The following is a 14,491-nucleotide window of genomic DNA, read 5'->3' on the forward strand; positions in this document are numbered from 1 at the left end:
AGGAGGAGACGTGGCGGGCACGAGCGGCACCGGCCAGGGCACGCGCGCGGGCACGGCCACCCGGCGCACCAGCGGCAGGCGCGAGACCGCCTCCGGCGGCGGGACGGAGACCGCCGCGGTGCGCACCTTCCCCGACCGGGCCGAGGCCGGTGACGGGCTGACCCAGCGCCAGCGCCGGGTCCTCGAGGTCATCCGCGACTCGATCGAGCGCCGCGGGTACCCGCCCTCGGTCCGGGAGATCGGCGAGGCGGTGGGGCTGTCCTCCGCGTCGTCGGTCGCCCACCAGCTGTCGGTGCTGCAGAAGAAGGGCTGGCTGCGGCGCGACCCCAACCGCCCGCGGGCACTCGACGTCCGGCTGCCCGGAGACACCACCGCCACGGCCGAGTCCGCGCCGGCGGTCCCCGCGGCCGCCGACGGCGCCACCGCGCCCACCTACGTGCCGCTCGTCGGCCGGATCGCCGCCGGTGGCCCGGTGCTGGCCGAGCAGGCGGTCGAGGACGTCTTCCCGCTCCCCCGCGAGCTGGTCGGCGAGGGCACCCTGTTCATGCTCCGTGTCGCCGGTGACTCCATGGTCGACGCGGCGATCTGCGACGGCGACTGGGTCGTCGTCCGTCAGCAGCCGACCGCCGAGAACGGCGAGATCGTGGCCGCGATGCTCGACGGCGAGGCCACCGTCAAGACCTACAAGCGCCGCGACGGGCACGTGTGGCTGCTGCCCCACAACGCCGCCTACGAGCCGATCCCGGGCGACGAGGCCACCATCCTCGGCCGCGTCGTCACCGTCCTGCGCCGCGTCTGACCGGTCCGCTCGGCGGTCCCGTGGGCGGGCCGCTCAGCCGGAGGACGGTGGGGCCGGCTGCCGGCGGAGCAGCCGGCCACCGATCCACAGCAGCAGCGTGGCCACGGCGGCCGCGATGAGCCCGGCGACGACCGAGGACAGGCCGGTGCCGCCGTCGTCAAGCAGGGCCGCCAGCGACGGATCCGCGGCCGCCGACGGCGTCGGGGCGGGGGTCCGCGCGGGGACCGGCACCAGCGTGACGTCGCCCGGCAGGCCCTCGCCGGCGACGAGGAGCGCGCTGCCGTCCGCGGTGAAGGACACCGCCTCCCCCTGGGGAGCGGGCGGCAGCGGGATGCGCACCGGTTCGCCGGCGAGCGCGGCCGGGACGTCGGCACCGGTGAGCGCCCAGACGTAGGCGTCGGTGTAGGTGCGCAGCGCGATCCGGCTGCCGTCGCGGGCGACCGCACCGCCCGTCACCAGCAGCTGCCCGGCCCGGCCCACCGGGCCACCAGGCGTGCCGGTCAGCGTGAGCGTCACCGTGCCGACGTCGGCCAGCGCCACCGTGCCGGCGTCGGTCAGCGGCGCCGCCGGGCGGTAGACGTGGCTGGCGCCCAGCACCTCCTTGGTGACCACGTGGGGAGTGCCGTCGGGGGCGACGAGCAGCGCCTCGGCGTCGTGCGGGCCGTCGGGGTAGGTGAGCCGGTACAGCGACGTCGTGCCGTCGGGCCGCAGCGCGATGAGCGCGACGGTGGTGCGGGTGGCGTTGTTGTCCCCGGTGTCGGCCAGCCAGACCGTGCCGTCGGGCCCGACACCGAGGTCCTCGGGGTCGTAGGGGTCGAGCGGCGCGACGGTCTCGTCGACGACCCGGCACGCCTGGTCGAGCACCGACACGGTCACCTGGTCCCCGCCGTCGGGGATGGCGAGCATCCGGTCGCCGACGTCGACCAGCCCGGACAGCTCGGCCAGCCGGGGGTCGGTGACCTGGCACCGCGGTGACGGTCGGGCCGGCTCCTCGGCCGACGCGGGGACCGCGGGGAGGAGCGCCAGCGCCAGACCGAGGCCGACCGCAGCGGCCCGCCGGGCGCTACGCGGGGGGACGGCCGACTCGGGCACTCGCCCAGCGTGACATCACGACTGCGTCGAGTGCGTGCACCACGCCCAGCAGCAGCACCCCGACGGCGGCACCGACGACCGCGTCGGTGACCCAGTGGAAGTCCAGCGACACCATCGCGATGCCGGTGGCGACCGGGCCGACGACGCTGAGCAGCCACAGGGTCCGCTGCACCCGCGGGTCGAGGCGGTAGTCGACGGCCAGCCAGCGGGCCACGCCCCACATGAGCACGGCGTTGGCCACGTGCCCGGAGGGGTAGCTGGCGCCGTCGCGGTGGAAGAAGGACCCCGGGTAGGCCGGCGCAGTGCGGCCGGTGCCGTACTTGACCGCGTAGACGACGAGCGTCAGCAGGACCAGGGCGGTGAGCACGCGCACCAGCGGGACGAGCGTGCGCCGGCGCCAGCACAGCCAGCCGACGAGCCCGGTCAGGACGATGAGGATGGTGCCGCGCCCGCCGATCTGCGTCACCGCCCACACCGGCCAGTAGCCCGGGGAGTCGCGCAGGTCCCAGCTGCTGACCACCTCCGAGACCTGGAGGTCGAGCCGCTCCAGCACGCCACGGCTGAGCAGGTCGGCGGTGACGGCGACGGCGACAGCGAACGCGGTCAGCAGCAACCACCACGGCGGCCGGCCGGTCGTCACTCCGGCGCGCGCGGGGACGGGGGCCGACGGGTCGCCGTCGGCCGGCGCTCCGGGCCCCGGCCGCACCGTGCCGCTGCTCAGACGGCCGCTGGTCACCCGGTCACGGTACCGGCCCGTGACCCGTCCGTGACCTCGTCGACCGCAGACGGCGAGCCGCCCGGGTGGCCGGCGGGGCGCCGGTCACCCGGGCGGGTGAGAGCAGGAAGGGGTCAGCCGACCGGTGCAGCGAACCGCTCGAGGGCGGCGGCGAGTCCGCCGTCGACCCGCGCGGTGAGCCGGGTGCCCTCGGCCTCGTGCTGCTCGCTCAGGACCTCGCCGTCGCGGTGGACGCGGGCGACCAGGTCGCCGCGGTCGTAGGGCACGAGCACCTCGACCTCGACGTCGGGGTGCGGCAGCCGGGCGGCCACGATCTCGCTCAGCCGCTCGATGCCCTCACCGGTCCGCGCCGAGACCCACACCGCGCCGGGCAGGGCCTGCCGCAGGGTGAGCACGTCGTCCTCGGTCATGGCGTCGACCTTGTTGACGACGATCAGCTCGGGCACCGCCGCAGCGTCGATCTCCCGCAGCACCACGTGCACCGCGTCGATCTGGCCGAGCGGGTCGGGGTCGGAGCCGTCGACGACGTGCAGCAGCAGGTCGGCGCCGGCCACCTCCTCCAGCGTCGACCGGAACGCGTCGACGAGCTGGTGCGGCAGGTGCCGCACGAAGCCGACGGTGTCGGTCAGCGTGTACTCGCGGCCGTCGGGCGACTGCGCGCGGCGCACGGTGGGGTCGAGGGTGGCGAACAGCGCGTTCTCCACCAGCACGCCCGCGCCGGTGAGCCGGTTGAGCAGGCTGGACTTGCCGGCGTTGGTGTAGCCGGCGATCGCCACGCTGGGGACGGCGTTGCGGTCGCGCGCCGAGCGCTGGGTGGCACGGGCGGTGGCCATGCCGGCGATCTCGCGGCGCAGCTTGCTCACCCGCGCGCGGATCCGCCGCCGGTCGGTCTCGATCTTCGTCTCACCGGGTCCGCGGGTGCCGATCCCGCCACCGCCGGCGACACGGCCACCGGCCTGCCGGGACAGCGACTCACCCCAGCCACGCAGCCGCGGGAGCATGTACTGCATCTGCGCGAGCTCGACCTGGGCCTTGCCCTCCCGGCTCGTGGCGTGCTGGGCGAAGATGTCGAGGATCAGCGCGGTCCGGTCGACCACCTTGACCTTGAGGATCTTCTCCAGCGCGTTCAGCTGGCCGGGGGTCAGCTCGCCGTCGCAGATGACGGTGTCGGCGCCGGTGGCGGCGACGACGTCGCGGATCTCGTTGGCCTTGCCGGAGCCCACGTAGGTGCCGGCGTCGGGCTTGTCCCGCCGCTGGCTCACCGCCTCGAGCACCTCCGAGCCCGCCGTCTCGGCGAGCGCTGCCAGCTCGGCCAGCGACCGGTCGGCGTCGGCCTGGGTGCCCTCGGTCCACACCCCGACGAGCACGACCCGCTCGAGGCGCAGCTGCCGGTACTCGACCTCGCTGATGTCGGCGAGCTCGGTGGACAGCCCCGCCACCCGGCGCAGCGCGCCACGGGCCTCGAGGTCGTAGGAGCCGGTGGTGTCGTCGGCCTGGTCGACCGGGCCCTCCGGCACGGGACGCGGGGTCCCGTCCGCGCGCTCGGCCCGGTCCTGCGCGTCCGCGAGCACGGCGCGGTTCTGTGCGGTCGTCATCGGGTCCAGCGTGACACGCGCGTCGTCAGCGGTCACCTGGGTTGTCGTCGTGTGTGCAGTCGTCGTCATACAGAGGGTGCAACACCGGACGAGCCCGCGTGCATCCCGCCGGCCGGCGGGTAGGGCTGCGGGCGAGGGCACGCACGACCACCGATCAGGGAGACAGCCGTGAGCACCAGCGACGACGCCGGCATCGACGACCCGGGCCGCGACCCCGTGGGCCTCGATGTGCCGCGCAACCCCTTCGGCGGCGCCGACCAGGACACCGGGGCCGGCTCGCCGCGGGGCACCGGCAACGTGGGCCCCGGGGACAAGCCCGAGGCGCCCACCGACGAGCCGGAGACCCGGGCGGACACCCCGGACAACCCCTAGGAGTCGAGCCACTCCGCGGTGAGCTCGCCGGCGGCGACCACCACGGCCGGGCCGTGCAGCACGGTCGTCCCCGGCGAGACGTCGACGGTCAGCCGGCCGCCGGGGACGTCGACGACGACCGTGCCCTGCTGCGGCCCGTCGGCCCCGGCGGCCAGCGCGGCGTAGGCGGTGGCGCAGGCGCCGGTGCCGCACGACCGCGTCTCGCCCACCCCCCGCTCGTGCACCCGCAGCCGCACGTGCGCGTCGGCGCCCTCGGCCGGGCGCGCGAGCACCTGCACGAACTCGACGTTGACGCCGTCGGGGAACAAGGCCGGGTCGACGCCGGGTGGCCGGGTGAGGTCGAGGGCGTCGAGGTCGGCGTCGGTGGCGCAGACCAGGTGGGGGTTGCCCATGGACACCGCCTGCCCGGCGAACGCCTGCCCGGCGACGGTGGCCTCGCCGCGGCCGAAGGGCCGGGCCGGCCCCATGTCGACCCAGTAGGTGCCGTCGGGCGACGCACCCACGCGGCGGGGGCCACCGCGGGTGCCGACGAGGACGCCGTCGGCGCAGGCCGCGCGGTCGAGCAGGCCCTCGGTCACCAGGACGTGCAGGAACAGCCGGATGCCGTTGCCGCACATCTCCGCGTGCGAGCCGTCGGCGTTGCGGTGGTCCATGAACCACTCGCAGTCGGCGAGGCGGTCGCCGAGGACATCGGGCGCGTCGGGCACGTGCACGCTGCGCACCACCCGCAGGACGCCGTCACCGCCGAGGCCCGAGCGGCGCTCGCACAGCCGCCGGACCAGCGCGGCGTCGAGGCGGTCCTCCGGCCAGCGGTCCCCGTCCGGGTCGGGCAGGACGACGAAGTCGTTCTCGGTGCCGTGCCCGAGGAGGAACCGGTCGCTCACCGCCCGATCGTACGGCCAGCGAGCAGCTCCCCCACCGCGCCGGCGAGGTCGGGACGGGCGGCGTCGAACCACGTCGTCGTGGCGTCGCGGCGGAACCAGGAGCGCTGCCGGCGGACGAAGCGGCGGGTGGTGGTGACCGTCCGCTCGCGCGCCTCCTCGGCGGTGAGCTCGCCGGCGAGCTGGGCGAGCACCTGCGCGTAGCCGAGCGCCCGGGACGCCGTGGGGCCCTCGCGCAGGCCCTTCCCCGCCAGCGCCTCGACCTCGGCGACGAAGCCCGCGGCCCACATCCGGTCCACCCGCTGCGCCACCCGGGCGTCGAGCTCGGCGGGCTCCCGGTCGAGGCCGACGACGACCGCCGGGTAGTGCGGGCGCGGCTCGGGGAGGGTGGCGCGGAAGGGACCGCCGGTCAGCTCCACGACCTCCAGGGCGCGCACGATCCGCCGCCCGTTGCTCGGCAGGACGGCGGCCGCGGCGTCGGGGTCCACGGCGGCCAGGCGGGCGTGCAGCGCGGCCGGGCCGGCGTCGGCGAGCTCGGCCTCCAGCCGGGCGCGGACGGCGGGGTCGGTGCCCGGGAAGTCGAGGTCGTCGAGGACCGCGCGGACGTAGAGACCCGACCCGCCCACCAGCAGCGGCAGCACACCCGCTTCCCGGAGCCGGTCGACCTCGGCGCGCGCCCGGCGGGCGTAGTCGACGACGGAGGCCGCCTCCCGGACGTGCCAGACGTCGAGCAGGTGGTGCGGCACCCCCCGCCGCTCGGCGGCGTCGGGCTTGGCGGTGCCGATGTCCATGCCGCGGTAGAGCTGCATGGAATCGGCGTTGACCACCTCGCCGCCGAGCGCCAGCGCCAGCTCGACCGCGAGCGCGGTCTTGCCGGTGGCGGTGGGCCCGACGACCGCGACGACCGGCGGCCCGCTCAGCTGCTCTGCCACGCGGCCACCAGGTACCCGACGCCGAACGGCGCCTCGTCGGCGAGCAGCCGGCCGGTGACCTCCCGGCCGGTCAGCAGGGCGCCGACCGCCCGCCACACCGGCACGCCCGCCGCCAGCAGCCGCGCGCCTTCCGCGGTGTCGAGGGCGGCCAGCGCCGCGGCGTCCCCGGCGGCCAGGGCGGCGGCGACGGCGGCGTCGAACGGGGCCGCGGCGTCGTCGAGGTGCCCGGGCGCCTTCAGGCTGCGGCGGGCGGAGCCGTCCCCCATGGCCAGCACCACGACCGGCCCGGGGAGCCCGGCGACGACGCCGGCCAGGTCCTGCGGGCCGACGCCGACCCGCGCGCCGGCGTGCCCGGTCGCGTCGAGCAGCCAGGCGCCGACGGTCAGGCCCAGGGGTGTCCGCCGGCCGCCCGGGCGCAGGCCGCCGTCCAGTGGCAGCTCGACGTCGACGCCGAAACCGCGCAGGTCCCCGCCGTCGCCGGGCCCGTAGCGACCCTCGGCGTCCGGGGCGACGACGACCACCACGTCCGGCCGGGCGGCGAGGACGGCGTCGACGGCCTCGGCGCAGGCGCCGCGAAGCCCGGCGGTGTCCGCCGCGGCCCGGCCGGCGACCTGCGGCAGCAGCAGCGGGGGGCACGGGCAGAAGGCGACCGAGACCGGTCCGGAGGGCGGGCTGCTCACCGCAGCAGTGTCGCGGATGCGGCGTGGGACACTGCGGTGCGTGTCGAGCACGGAGAACCCCGGAGCCAGGTCGCAGCAGGTCCCCGTCCCCGAGACGGCCGGCCCGGACGCGGTCACCCCCGACGCCGGGACGCCCGCCGCGCCCACCCCCGAGGCGGCCGCGCTGGCCGACCCGACGGCGGACGGGACGGCCCCGCCGGAGGCCACGGCGGAGGTGCAGCCGGAGGTGCCGGCGACGGTGCCGGCGCCACAGGAGACCTCCCCCACCGAGCAGACCGTCGCCGTCCCCGCCGAGCAGACCGTGACCGTCCCCGCCGAGGAGCCCGCCGCGGCCGAGGGCTCGGTGCCCGAGCGGACCGTGCCCGTCCCCGCCCGGCCGGCTCCCGCCGTGGCGACCGTCTCCGACCCCGCGCAGTGGGGCCGCGTCGACGAGGACGGCACCGTCTACGTGCGCACCGCCGACGGCGAGCGCGCGGTCGGCTCGTGGCAGGCCGGCGACCCGGCCGCGGGGCTGGCGCACTTCGCCCGTCGCTACGACGACCTCGCCACCGAGGTGTCCCTGCTCGAGGCGCGGCTGAAGGCGCACACCGGCAACCCGTCGGAGATCCGGGCCAAGGTACAGGCGCTGGCCGACTCCATCCCGACCGCGACGGCCGTCGGCGACCTCGACGGCCTGGCCGCCCGCGCCCGCGCCATGATCGGGACCGCCGACTCCGCCGCCGCCGAGTCGCGCGCCGAAAAGGCCGCCGCCCGCGCCGCGCAGGTCGCCCGCAAGGAGGCGCTGGCCGCCGAGGCCGAGCAGATCGCCGCGGAGTCGACGTCGTGGAAGACCGCCGGCGACCGGCTCAAGGCGATCGTCGAGGAGTGGAAGACCATCCGCGGCATCGACCGCAAGACCGACGAGGCGCTGTGGTCGCGGTTCGCCGCGGCGCGCGACGCGTTCGGCCGCCGGCGGGGCGCCCACTTCGCCGCGCTCGACGTCCAGCGCGGCGAGGCCCGCGCGGCCAAGCAGGCGCTCATCGCCGAGGCGCAGCAGCTGTCGACGTCCACCGACTGGGGCCCGACCAGCGCGGCCATGCGCTCGCTGATGGACCGCTGGAAGGCCGTGCCCCGCACCGGCCGCGACGGCGACGACGACCTGTGGAAGCAGTTCCGCGCCGCCCAGGACGTCTTCTTCACCGCCCGCGCCGAGTCCGACAAGGCCCGCAACTCCGAGCAGCTGACCAACCAGCAGGCCAAGGAGGAGCTGCTCGCCGAGGCCGAGAAGCTCGACCCGACCGGCGACCTGCGGGGCGCGCAGGCGGCGTTGCGGCGCATCCAGGAGCGCTACGACGCGATCGGCCACGTGCCGCGCGGGGCGATGCGCTCGCTGGAGGACCGCATGCAGGCAGTCGAGCAGCGGATCCGCGGCGCGGCCGACTCCGGGCGGGTGCGCTCGGCGCCGGAGAACCCGATGGTCACCTCGATGCGGGCAGCGGTCACCAAGGCCGAGGAGCAGCTGGCCAAGGCCGAGGCCGCCGGCGACGCCCGCCGCATCGACGAGGCCAGGGTGAACCTGGCGACCCGCCGCGAGTGGCTGGCCGAGGCCGAGCGGGCGGCCTCCCGCCGCTGACGCACGATCAGGTGGGCTCAGCGCCGCGCGTCCTGGCTCACCTCCGACGGTGAGCCAGGACGCGGCACGATCAGGTCACCTGATCGTGCGCGGGCCCCGTCGCTGACCAGCCGCCGGCTCGCTCAGCAGCCGCCGACGGGAGCGAGCGGGGGCGGGACGCCGATCCCCGGCATGCCGAGCGGGACGCCGGGCGTCGTCGGGCGGGTGCCGGCCTCGTGCGCGTCGCCGGCGCGGGTGCGCCGGTGCGACAGCAGTGGCCCGTCGGCGACGAGGTGGTGCGGCGCGGCCCCGGTGACGACGGTCTCGACGACGTCGCCGGGGCGCACCCCCGCGCCGCCGGCGAAGTGCACCAGCCGGCCGTCGCGGGCGCGGCCGCTCATCCGGCCCGTCCGCGCGTCCTTGCTGCCCTCCCCCGCAGCGGCCAGCAGCTCGACGGTGCGCCCGACCTGCCCCCGGTTCTCCGCCCAACTGATCTCGTCCTGCAGCGCGGTCAGCCGCAGGTAACGCTCCTGCACGACCTCCTTGGGCAGCTGGCCGTCCATGTCGGCGGCCGGCGTCCCGGGGCGCTTGGAGTACTGGAAGGTGAAGGCGCTGGCGAACCGCGCCTGCCGGACGACCTCGAGGGTCTGCTCGAAGTCGGCCTCGGTCTCGCCGGGGAAACCGACGATGACGTCGGTGGTGATCGCGGCGTCGGGCATCGCGGCGCGGACCCGGTCGATGATCCCGAGGTAGCGGTCCTGCCGGTAGCCGCGGCGCATTCGGCGCAGGACGTCGTCGGACCCGCTCTGCAGCGGCATGTGCAACTGGTGACAGACGGCCGGCGTCTCGGCCATCGCCTCGATGACGTCGTCGGTGAACTCGCGCGGGTGCGGGCTGGTGAAGCGGACCCGCTCCAGCCCCTCGATGCGCCCGGTCGCGCGCAGCAGGTCGGCGAAGGCGCCCCGGTCGCGGAACTCCACGCCGTAGGCGTTGACGTTCTGGCCGAGCAGCGTCACCTCGAGCACGCCCTGGTCGACCAGAGCCTGCACCTCGGCGAGGACATCCCCCGGCCGGCGGTCCCGCTCCTTGCCGCGCAGCGCCGGCACGATGCAGAACGTGCACGTGTTGTTGCACCCGACGCTGATGGACACCCACCCGGCGTAGGCGGACTCCCGCCGGGCCGGCAGCGTCGACGGGAACACCTCGAGCGCCTCGGCGATCTCCACCTGGGCCTCGGCGTTGTGCCGCGCGCGCTCCAGCAGCGCCGGCAGCGACCCCACGTTGTGCGTGCCGAAGACGACGTCGACCCACGGGGCGCGGCGGACGATCTCCCCGCGGTCCTTCTGCGCCAGGCACCCGCCGACGGCGATCTGCATGCCCGGATGGGCGTCCTTCACCGGGCGCAGGTGGCCGAGGTTGCCGTAGAGGCGGTTGTCGGCGTTCTCCCGCACCGCGCACGTGTTGAGCACGACGACGTCGGCGTCCTGGCCCTCCGGTGCGGCGGCGTAGCCGGCGGCCTCGAGCAGCCCGGACAGCCGCTCGGAGTCGTGCACGTTCATCTGGCACCCGTAGGTGCGCACCCGGTAGGTGCGCGGCGGGCTGGCGAGCTCGGTTCCCATGGCGCTGACGAGGGTACGGCGCGCGGCCGACGCCCCGTGGCGACCGCGGTGTCGTCACGGCCAGCGCTGATCCGTTACTGGTTCGTGATGACCTCGGGACCGCGCCGTCCCCCTGCGGCCCTAGTGTCTGCCGCGTGACCAGCCAGACCGCCGGAGGACCTCTCGTCCAGCTCACCGGCGTCAACAAGTGGTTCGGCGACCTGCACGTCCTCCAGGACATCGACCTGGGGATCGACCGTGGCGAGGTGGTCGTCGTCATCGGGCCCTCGGGTTCGGGCAAGTCCACGCTGTGCCGCACGATCAACCGGCTGGAGTCGATCCAGCAGGGCGAGATCAGCATCGACGGCGAGAAGCTCCCCGAGGAGGGCAAGGCCCTCGCGCGGCTGCGCAGCGACGTGGGCATGGTCTTCCAGAGCTTCAACCTCTTCGCCCACAAGACGATCCTGCAGAACGTCACGCTGGCGCCGACCCGCGTGCGCCGGCAGTCCAAGGCACAGGCCGAGCAGCGCGCCCGCGAACTGCTCGAACGCGTCGGCGTCAGCGCCCAGGCCGACAAGTACCCGGCCCAGCTGTCAGGTGGCCAGCAGCAGCGCGTCGCCATCGCCCGCGCCCTGGCCATGGACCCGAAGGTCATGCTCTTCGACGAGCCGACCTCGGCCCTCGACCCCGAGATGATCAACGAGGTCCTCGACGTCATGGTGGGCCTGGCCCGCGACGGCATGACGATGATCGTCGTCACCCACGAGATGGGCTTCGCCCGCAAGGCGGCCAACCGGGTCGTGTTCATGGACGGCGGCCGGATCGTCGAGGCCGCCGACCCCGAGACCTTCTTCACGGCTCCGCGCTCGGACCGGGCGCGCGACTTCCTGTCCAAGATCCTCAACCACTGACGTCCACGCACCACCGCACCGGGAGGACCCCCATGCGCACCACCCGCAACCTCGCCGCACTGGCGGCGCTCGGCCTGGCGCTGAGCGCCTGTGCCAGCGAGGCCGGCAACCAGGCGACGGAGTCGGCGGAGAACACCGCCGAGGTGCAGGAGGACGTCGAGTTCGACGCCGGCACCACGATGGCGGAGCTCAACGAGGCCGGCGCGATCACCATCGGCACCAAGTTCGACCAGCCCGGCTTCGGCCTGCTCAACCCCGACGGTGTCCCCGAGGGCTTCGACGTCGAGATCGGCAAGCTGATCGCGGCCGAGCTGGGCATCGCGGCGGAGGAGATCGAGTGGGTGGAGACCGTCTCGGCCAACCGCGAGCCGTTCATCCAGAACGGCCAGGTCGACATGGTGATCGCGACCTACACGATCAACGACGCCCGCAAGCAGCTCGTCGACTTCGCCGGGCCGTACTACCTCGCCGGCCAGGACATCATGGTCGCCGCCGGCAACCCCGAGGGCATCCAGGGCCCCGACGACCTCGCCGGCAAGAACGTCTGCTCGGTCGAGGGCTCGACCCCGGCGCAGAACATCCGGGACAACTACCCCGAGGCCACGCTGACGCTCTTCGACGTCTACTCGAAGTGCGCCGACGCGCTCACGAACGGCCAGGTCCAGGCGGTGACCACCGACAACGTCATCCTCACCGGCCTGGTCGCCGGCAACCCCGAGGGCTTCGAGCTGGTGGGCAACCCGTTCACCGAGGAGCCCTACGGCATCGGCCTGACCCTGGGTGACACCGACTTCCGCAACTTCGTCAACGACGTGCTCGAGGAGTCCTTCGAGAACGGCAGCTGGGCCGACGCCTGGGACCGCACGGCCGGTGCGATCACCGGCGAGGAGGCCCCGGAGCCGCCGCAGGTCGACCGCTACTGATGCCGGGGCGGGCCGTCGTCCGGGGGATCCCCCGGACGACGGCCCGCCGTCCGTCGGACCTCGGGAGGAGGCGCCGTGCAGTTCTACGCCGACAACGCGGGCCTGTTCTGGGACGCGTTCCTGACCACGCTCGGGATGTCCGTGCTGGCCGGGCTGCTCGCCGTCGTGCTCGGCACGCTGCTGGCCGCCTTCCGGGTCAGCCCGATCCTGCCGCTGCGCGGGCTGGCCACCTTCTACGTGGAGACCTTCCGCAACACCCCGCTGACGGTGGTCTTCTTCTTCATCATCTTCGGGCTGCCGCAGATCGACTTCGTCATCGGCTTCTTCCCCGGCTCGGTCCTGGCCGTCGGCCTCTACACCGCCGCCTTCGTCTGCGAGGCGGTCCGGTCCGGCATCAACTCCGTGTCCCCGGGACAGGCCGAGGCCGCGCGGGCCCTGGGGCTCACCTTCGGGCAGTCGCTGCGCCAGGTGGTCCTCCCCCAGGCCTTCCGGACCGTGGTCCCCCCGCTGGGCAACGTGCTGATCGCCATGGTCAAGAACACCTCGATCGCGGCGGGGTTCTCCGTGAGCGAGCTGAGCTCGCTGCTGCCGCGGCTGGTCAACGCCAACGCCGGTGAACTCGTCCTCGTGCTGGTGGGCGTCGTGGCCTGCTACATGGTGATCACGCTGCCTGCGGCCCTGGCCCTCAACCGCATCGAGCGACGGGTGGCGATCCTGCGATGAGCACCCCGGTCCTCTTCGACCTCCCGGGTCCCCGGGCGCGGGCCCGGATCCGCATCGCCACCATCGTGGGCGGGCTGCTGGTGCTCGCCGTGATCGCCTTCGTCCTGTGGCGGCTCGGTGGCAACGGCCAGCTCGATCCGGCGCGGTGGTCGGTGCTGACCGACCCGCGCACCGGCGTGCCGCAGGCGCTGGGCGAGGCGCTCGTGCGGACCCTGCAGGTGGCCGCCGTCGGCATGGTGCTGGCCACCGCGCTCGGGCTGCTGCTGGCCGTGGGCCGGCTGTCCGACCACCGCTGGCTGCGGATCCCGTCGGCGACGTTCATCGAGTTCTTCCGGGCCATCCCGCTGCTGGTGGTCATCTTCGCGCTGTACTTCGTGCTGCCGAAGTTCGGTGCCGAGATCAGCGCCTTCGCCGCGCTGACCGGCGGGCTGGTCCTCTACAACGCCTCGGTGTTGGCCGAGATCTTCCGCGCCGGCATCCTGTCGGTCGACCGCGGCCAGCGCGAGGCCGCCTTCGGGCTCGGCATGCGCAAGGGCCAGGTCATGACCCTGGTGCTGCTGCCCCAGGCCATCCGCCGGATGCTGCCGGTGCTGGTGGCGCAGCTGGTGGTGCTCCTGAAGGACAGCTCGCTGGGCTTCATCATCGGCTACTTCGAGCTGCTCCGGCAGGCGCGCAGCCTGGTCGAGTTCTTCACCCCACGCTTCGGCAACGAGTACACCTTCCAGCTCTACGTGGCGGCCGGCCTGATCTACATCGTGATCAACGTGCTGCTCTCGCAGGTCGCCAAGTACGTGGAAAAGCGCACCCGCCGCAACCGCAAGACGGCGGCCACCAGCGAGGTGGCGGCCTCCGCCGAGGCTCCGGTGGGCACGCCGGCCGGACCGGCCTGACCCGGGGCGGCGGGCCGGGGACACGGGCCGGTCACGGCGCGCACCTCCGGGCCCGTCGCCCACCCCGCTCGCCCGGGCTCGTCAGACCCGGCCGCGTGCCTGCCGATGGAGCAGGCGTGGACACCGCACTCCGCCCGATCGTGCCGCCGCTGCCGTCGCTGCCGTCGCTGGCGCGCCTGCCCGACGGGCAGACCGACGCCGCCCAGGACTTCGTGAACCGACTGCGCGCGGCCGCTCCGAGGTTCGCCGCCGCTGCGGGGGCGGACTCCGCCGTCGTCCGGGAGGTCGTACCGCCGGCCCGGCACCGCCGGGCGCGCTGCCGGGTGGTCCTGCGCGCCGCCGACGGCAGCGAGCGCGACCTGACCTTCCTCGGGCCGGTCAGCCGTGCCGCGGCACTCGCCGACCGGGCGTTCGCGTCGACCATCCAGCAGTGGCTGGACACCCGGCACGACGACGAGGGCGCCGGCCTGGTCCCCGACGACGAGGCGCCCGGTGGCCACGCCGTCGACCTCACCGCCTGGACGCCGCCGACGGCCGTCTCAGCACTGCCGACCGCGGTGGTCCCCGCGGTGGCGGCCGGGAGTCTGCCGACCACGGCGATGCCCCTCGCCTCCCTCGCCGGCCGCTCTCCCCACGCGGCCGTGCCCGCTGCCCGGGGCGGCGACCTGCCCACCGAGGCCATCACGGTGGCACCGGTCGCCGGCTGACCGACCCGCTCGGCCCGGGAGCCGGTGCCCGCGCAGAGTGCTGCGGCCGCCGACCCCGGGC

General features: G+C 75.1%; 15 protein-coding genes. 8 read left to right on the top strand and 7 right to left on the bottom strand.

The features are described from left to right. Positions 1-10 precede the first annotated feature (10 nt). On the top strand, positions 11-799 hold the full coding sequence (gene lexA, locus BM165_RS17365) for a transcriptional repressor LexA (protein WP_075014779.1): 789 nt from the start codon (positions 11-13) through the stop codon (positions 797-799). Positions 800-832: 33 nt separating this feature from the next. On the opposite strand, the gene BM165_RS17370 is transcribed toward lexA, so the two are convergent. From BM165_RS17370 to hflX, 3 genes are all read right to left on the bottom strand, one after another. Further along, positions 833-1,891 (bottom strand): NHL repeat-containing protein, encoded by a 1,059-nt coding sequence (locus BM165_RS17370; protein ID WP_075014780.1) that lies wholly within the window; start codon positions 1,889-1,891, stop codon positions 833-835. Then, a complete protein-coding gene (locus tag BM165_RS17375; RefSeq protein WP_244274298.1) occupies positions 1,863-2,627 on the bottom strand; it encodes a phosphatase PAP2 family protein in 765 nt (254 codons plus the stop codon). The genes BM165_RS17370 and BM165_RS17375 overlap by 29 nt, the downstream gene beginning before the upstream one ends. 113 nt (positions 2,628-2,740) lie before the next feature. Next, the gene (gene hflX, locus BM165_RS17380; RefSeq protein WP_143108207.1) at positions 2,741-4,222 is read right to left on the bottom strand and encodes a GTPase HflX; all 1,482 of its coding nucleotides are present in this window, start codon (positions 4,220-4,222) and stop codon (positions 2,741-2,743) included. 168 nt (positions 4,223-4,390) lie between these two features. Here hflX and BM165_RS17385 point away from each other — a divergent pair, with 168 nt between their 5' ends. Then, positions 4,391-4,594: a hypothetical protein gene (locus tag BM165_RS17385; RefSeq protein ID WP_075014781.1), complete on the top strand. Its 204-nt coding sequence runs from the start codon at positions 4,391-4,393 to the stop codon at positions 4,592-4,594. On the opposite strand, the gene dapF is transcribed toward BM165_RS17385, so the two are convergent. From dapF to BM165_RS17400, 3 genes are read right to left on the bottom strand one after another with little or no spacing between them, the layout of a single operon-like run. Next, entirely contained in the window at positions 4,591-5,478 is an 888-nt protein-coding gene (dapF, locus tag BM165_RS17390; protein ID WP_075014782.1) for a diaminopimelate epimerase, read from the bottom strand. The two genes, BM165_RS17385 and dapF, sit on opposite strands and share 4 nt — an antisense overlap. Next, positions 5,475-6,407, bottom strand: coding sequence for a tRNA (adenosine(37)-N6)-dimethylallyltransferase MiaA (gene miaA, locus BM165_RS17395; RefSeq protein ID WP_244274299.1), 933 nt, complete (start codon positions 6,405-6,407; stop codon positions 5,475-5,477). Before miaA ends, dapF begins: the two co-directional genes overlap by 4 nt. Continuing rightward, entirely contained in the window at positions 6,392-7,087 is a 696-nt protein-coding gene (locus BM165_RS17400; RefSeq protein ID WP_075014783.1) for a class III extradiol ring-cleavage dioxygenase family protein, read from the bottom strand. The genes miaA and BM165_RS17400 overlap by 16 nt, the downstream gene beginning before the upstream one ends. A 40-nt stretch (positions 7,088-7,127) precedes the next feature. On the opposite strand from BM165_RS17400, the gene BM165_RS17405 reads away from it, so the two are divergent. Continuing rightward, on the top strand, positions 7,128-8,699 hold the full coding sequence (locus BM165_RS17405) for a DUF349 domain-containing protein (RefSeq protein WP_244274300.1): 1,572 nt from the start codon (positions 7,128-7,130) through the stop codon (positions 8,697-8,699). A gap of 122 nt (positions 8,700-8,821) precedes the next feature. On the opposite strand, the gene miaB is transcribed toward BM165_RS17405, so the two are convergent. Continuing rightward, positions 8,822-10,297 (bottom strand): tRNA (N6-isopentenyl adenosine(37)-C2)-methylthiotransferase MiaB, encoded by a 1,476-nt coding sequence (gene miaB / locus BM165_RS17410; RefSeq protein WP_075014784.1) that lies wholly within the window; start codon positions 10,295-10,297, stop codon positions 8,822-8,824. A 134-nt stretch (positions 10,298-10,431) separates the two neighbouring features. On the opposite strand from miaB, the gene BM165_RS17415 reads away from it, so the two are divergent. The 5 genes from BM165_RS17415 to BM165_RS17435 all read left to right on the top strand — a co-directional run bounded on the left by BM165_RS17415 (position 10,432) and on the right by BM165_RS17435 (position 14,430). After that, a complete protein-coding gene (locus BM165_RS17415) occupies positions 10,432-11,187 on the top strand; it encodes an amino acid ABC transporter ATP-binding protein (protein ID WP_075014785.1) in 756 nt (251 codons plus the stop codon). 32 nt (positions 11,188-11,219) lie between these two features. Then, positions 11,220-12,110, top strand: a complete 891-nt coding sequence (locus BM165_RS17420; RefSeq protein ID WP_075014786.1) for a glutamate ABC transporter substrate-binding protein — start codon at positions 11,220-11,222, stop codon at positions 12,108-12,110. A gap of 75 nt (positions 12,111-12,185) precedes the next feature. Further along, positions 12,186-12,833 (top strand): amino acid ABC transporter permease, encoded by a 648-nt coding sequence (locus tag BM165_RS17425; protein WP_075014787.1) that lies wholly within the window; start codon positions 12,186-12,188, stop codon positions 12,831-12,833. Next, positions 12,830-13,723, top strand: a complete 894-nt coding sequence (locus BM165_RS17430) for an amino acid ABC transporter permease (protein ID WP_075014788.1) — start codon at positions 12,830-12,832, stop codon at positions 13,721-13,723. The genes BM165_RS17425 and BM165_RS17430 overlap by 4 nt, the downstream gene beginning before the upstream one ends. A gap of 116 nt (positions 13,724-13,839) precedes the next feature. After that, positions 13,840-14,430: a hypothetical protein gene (locus tag BM165_RS17435; protein WP_075014789.1), complete on the top strand. Its 591-nt coding sequence runs from the start codon at positions 13,840-13,842 to the stop codon at positions 14,428-14,430. Positions 14,431-14,491: the final 61 nt, after the last annotated feature.

Source organism: Geodermatophilus obscurus, assembly GCF_900115395.1.
Classification (GTDB): Bacteria; Actinomycetota; Actinomycetes; order Mycobacteriales; family Geodermatophilaceae; genus Geodermatophilus; species Geodermatophilus obscurus_B.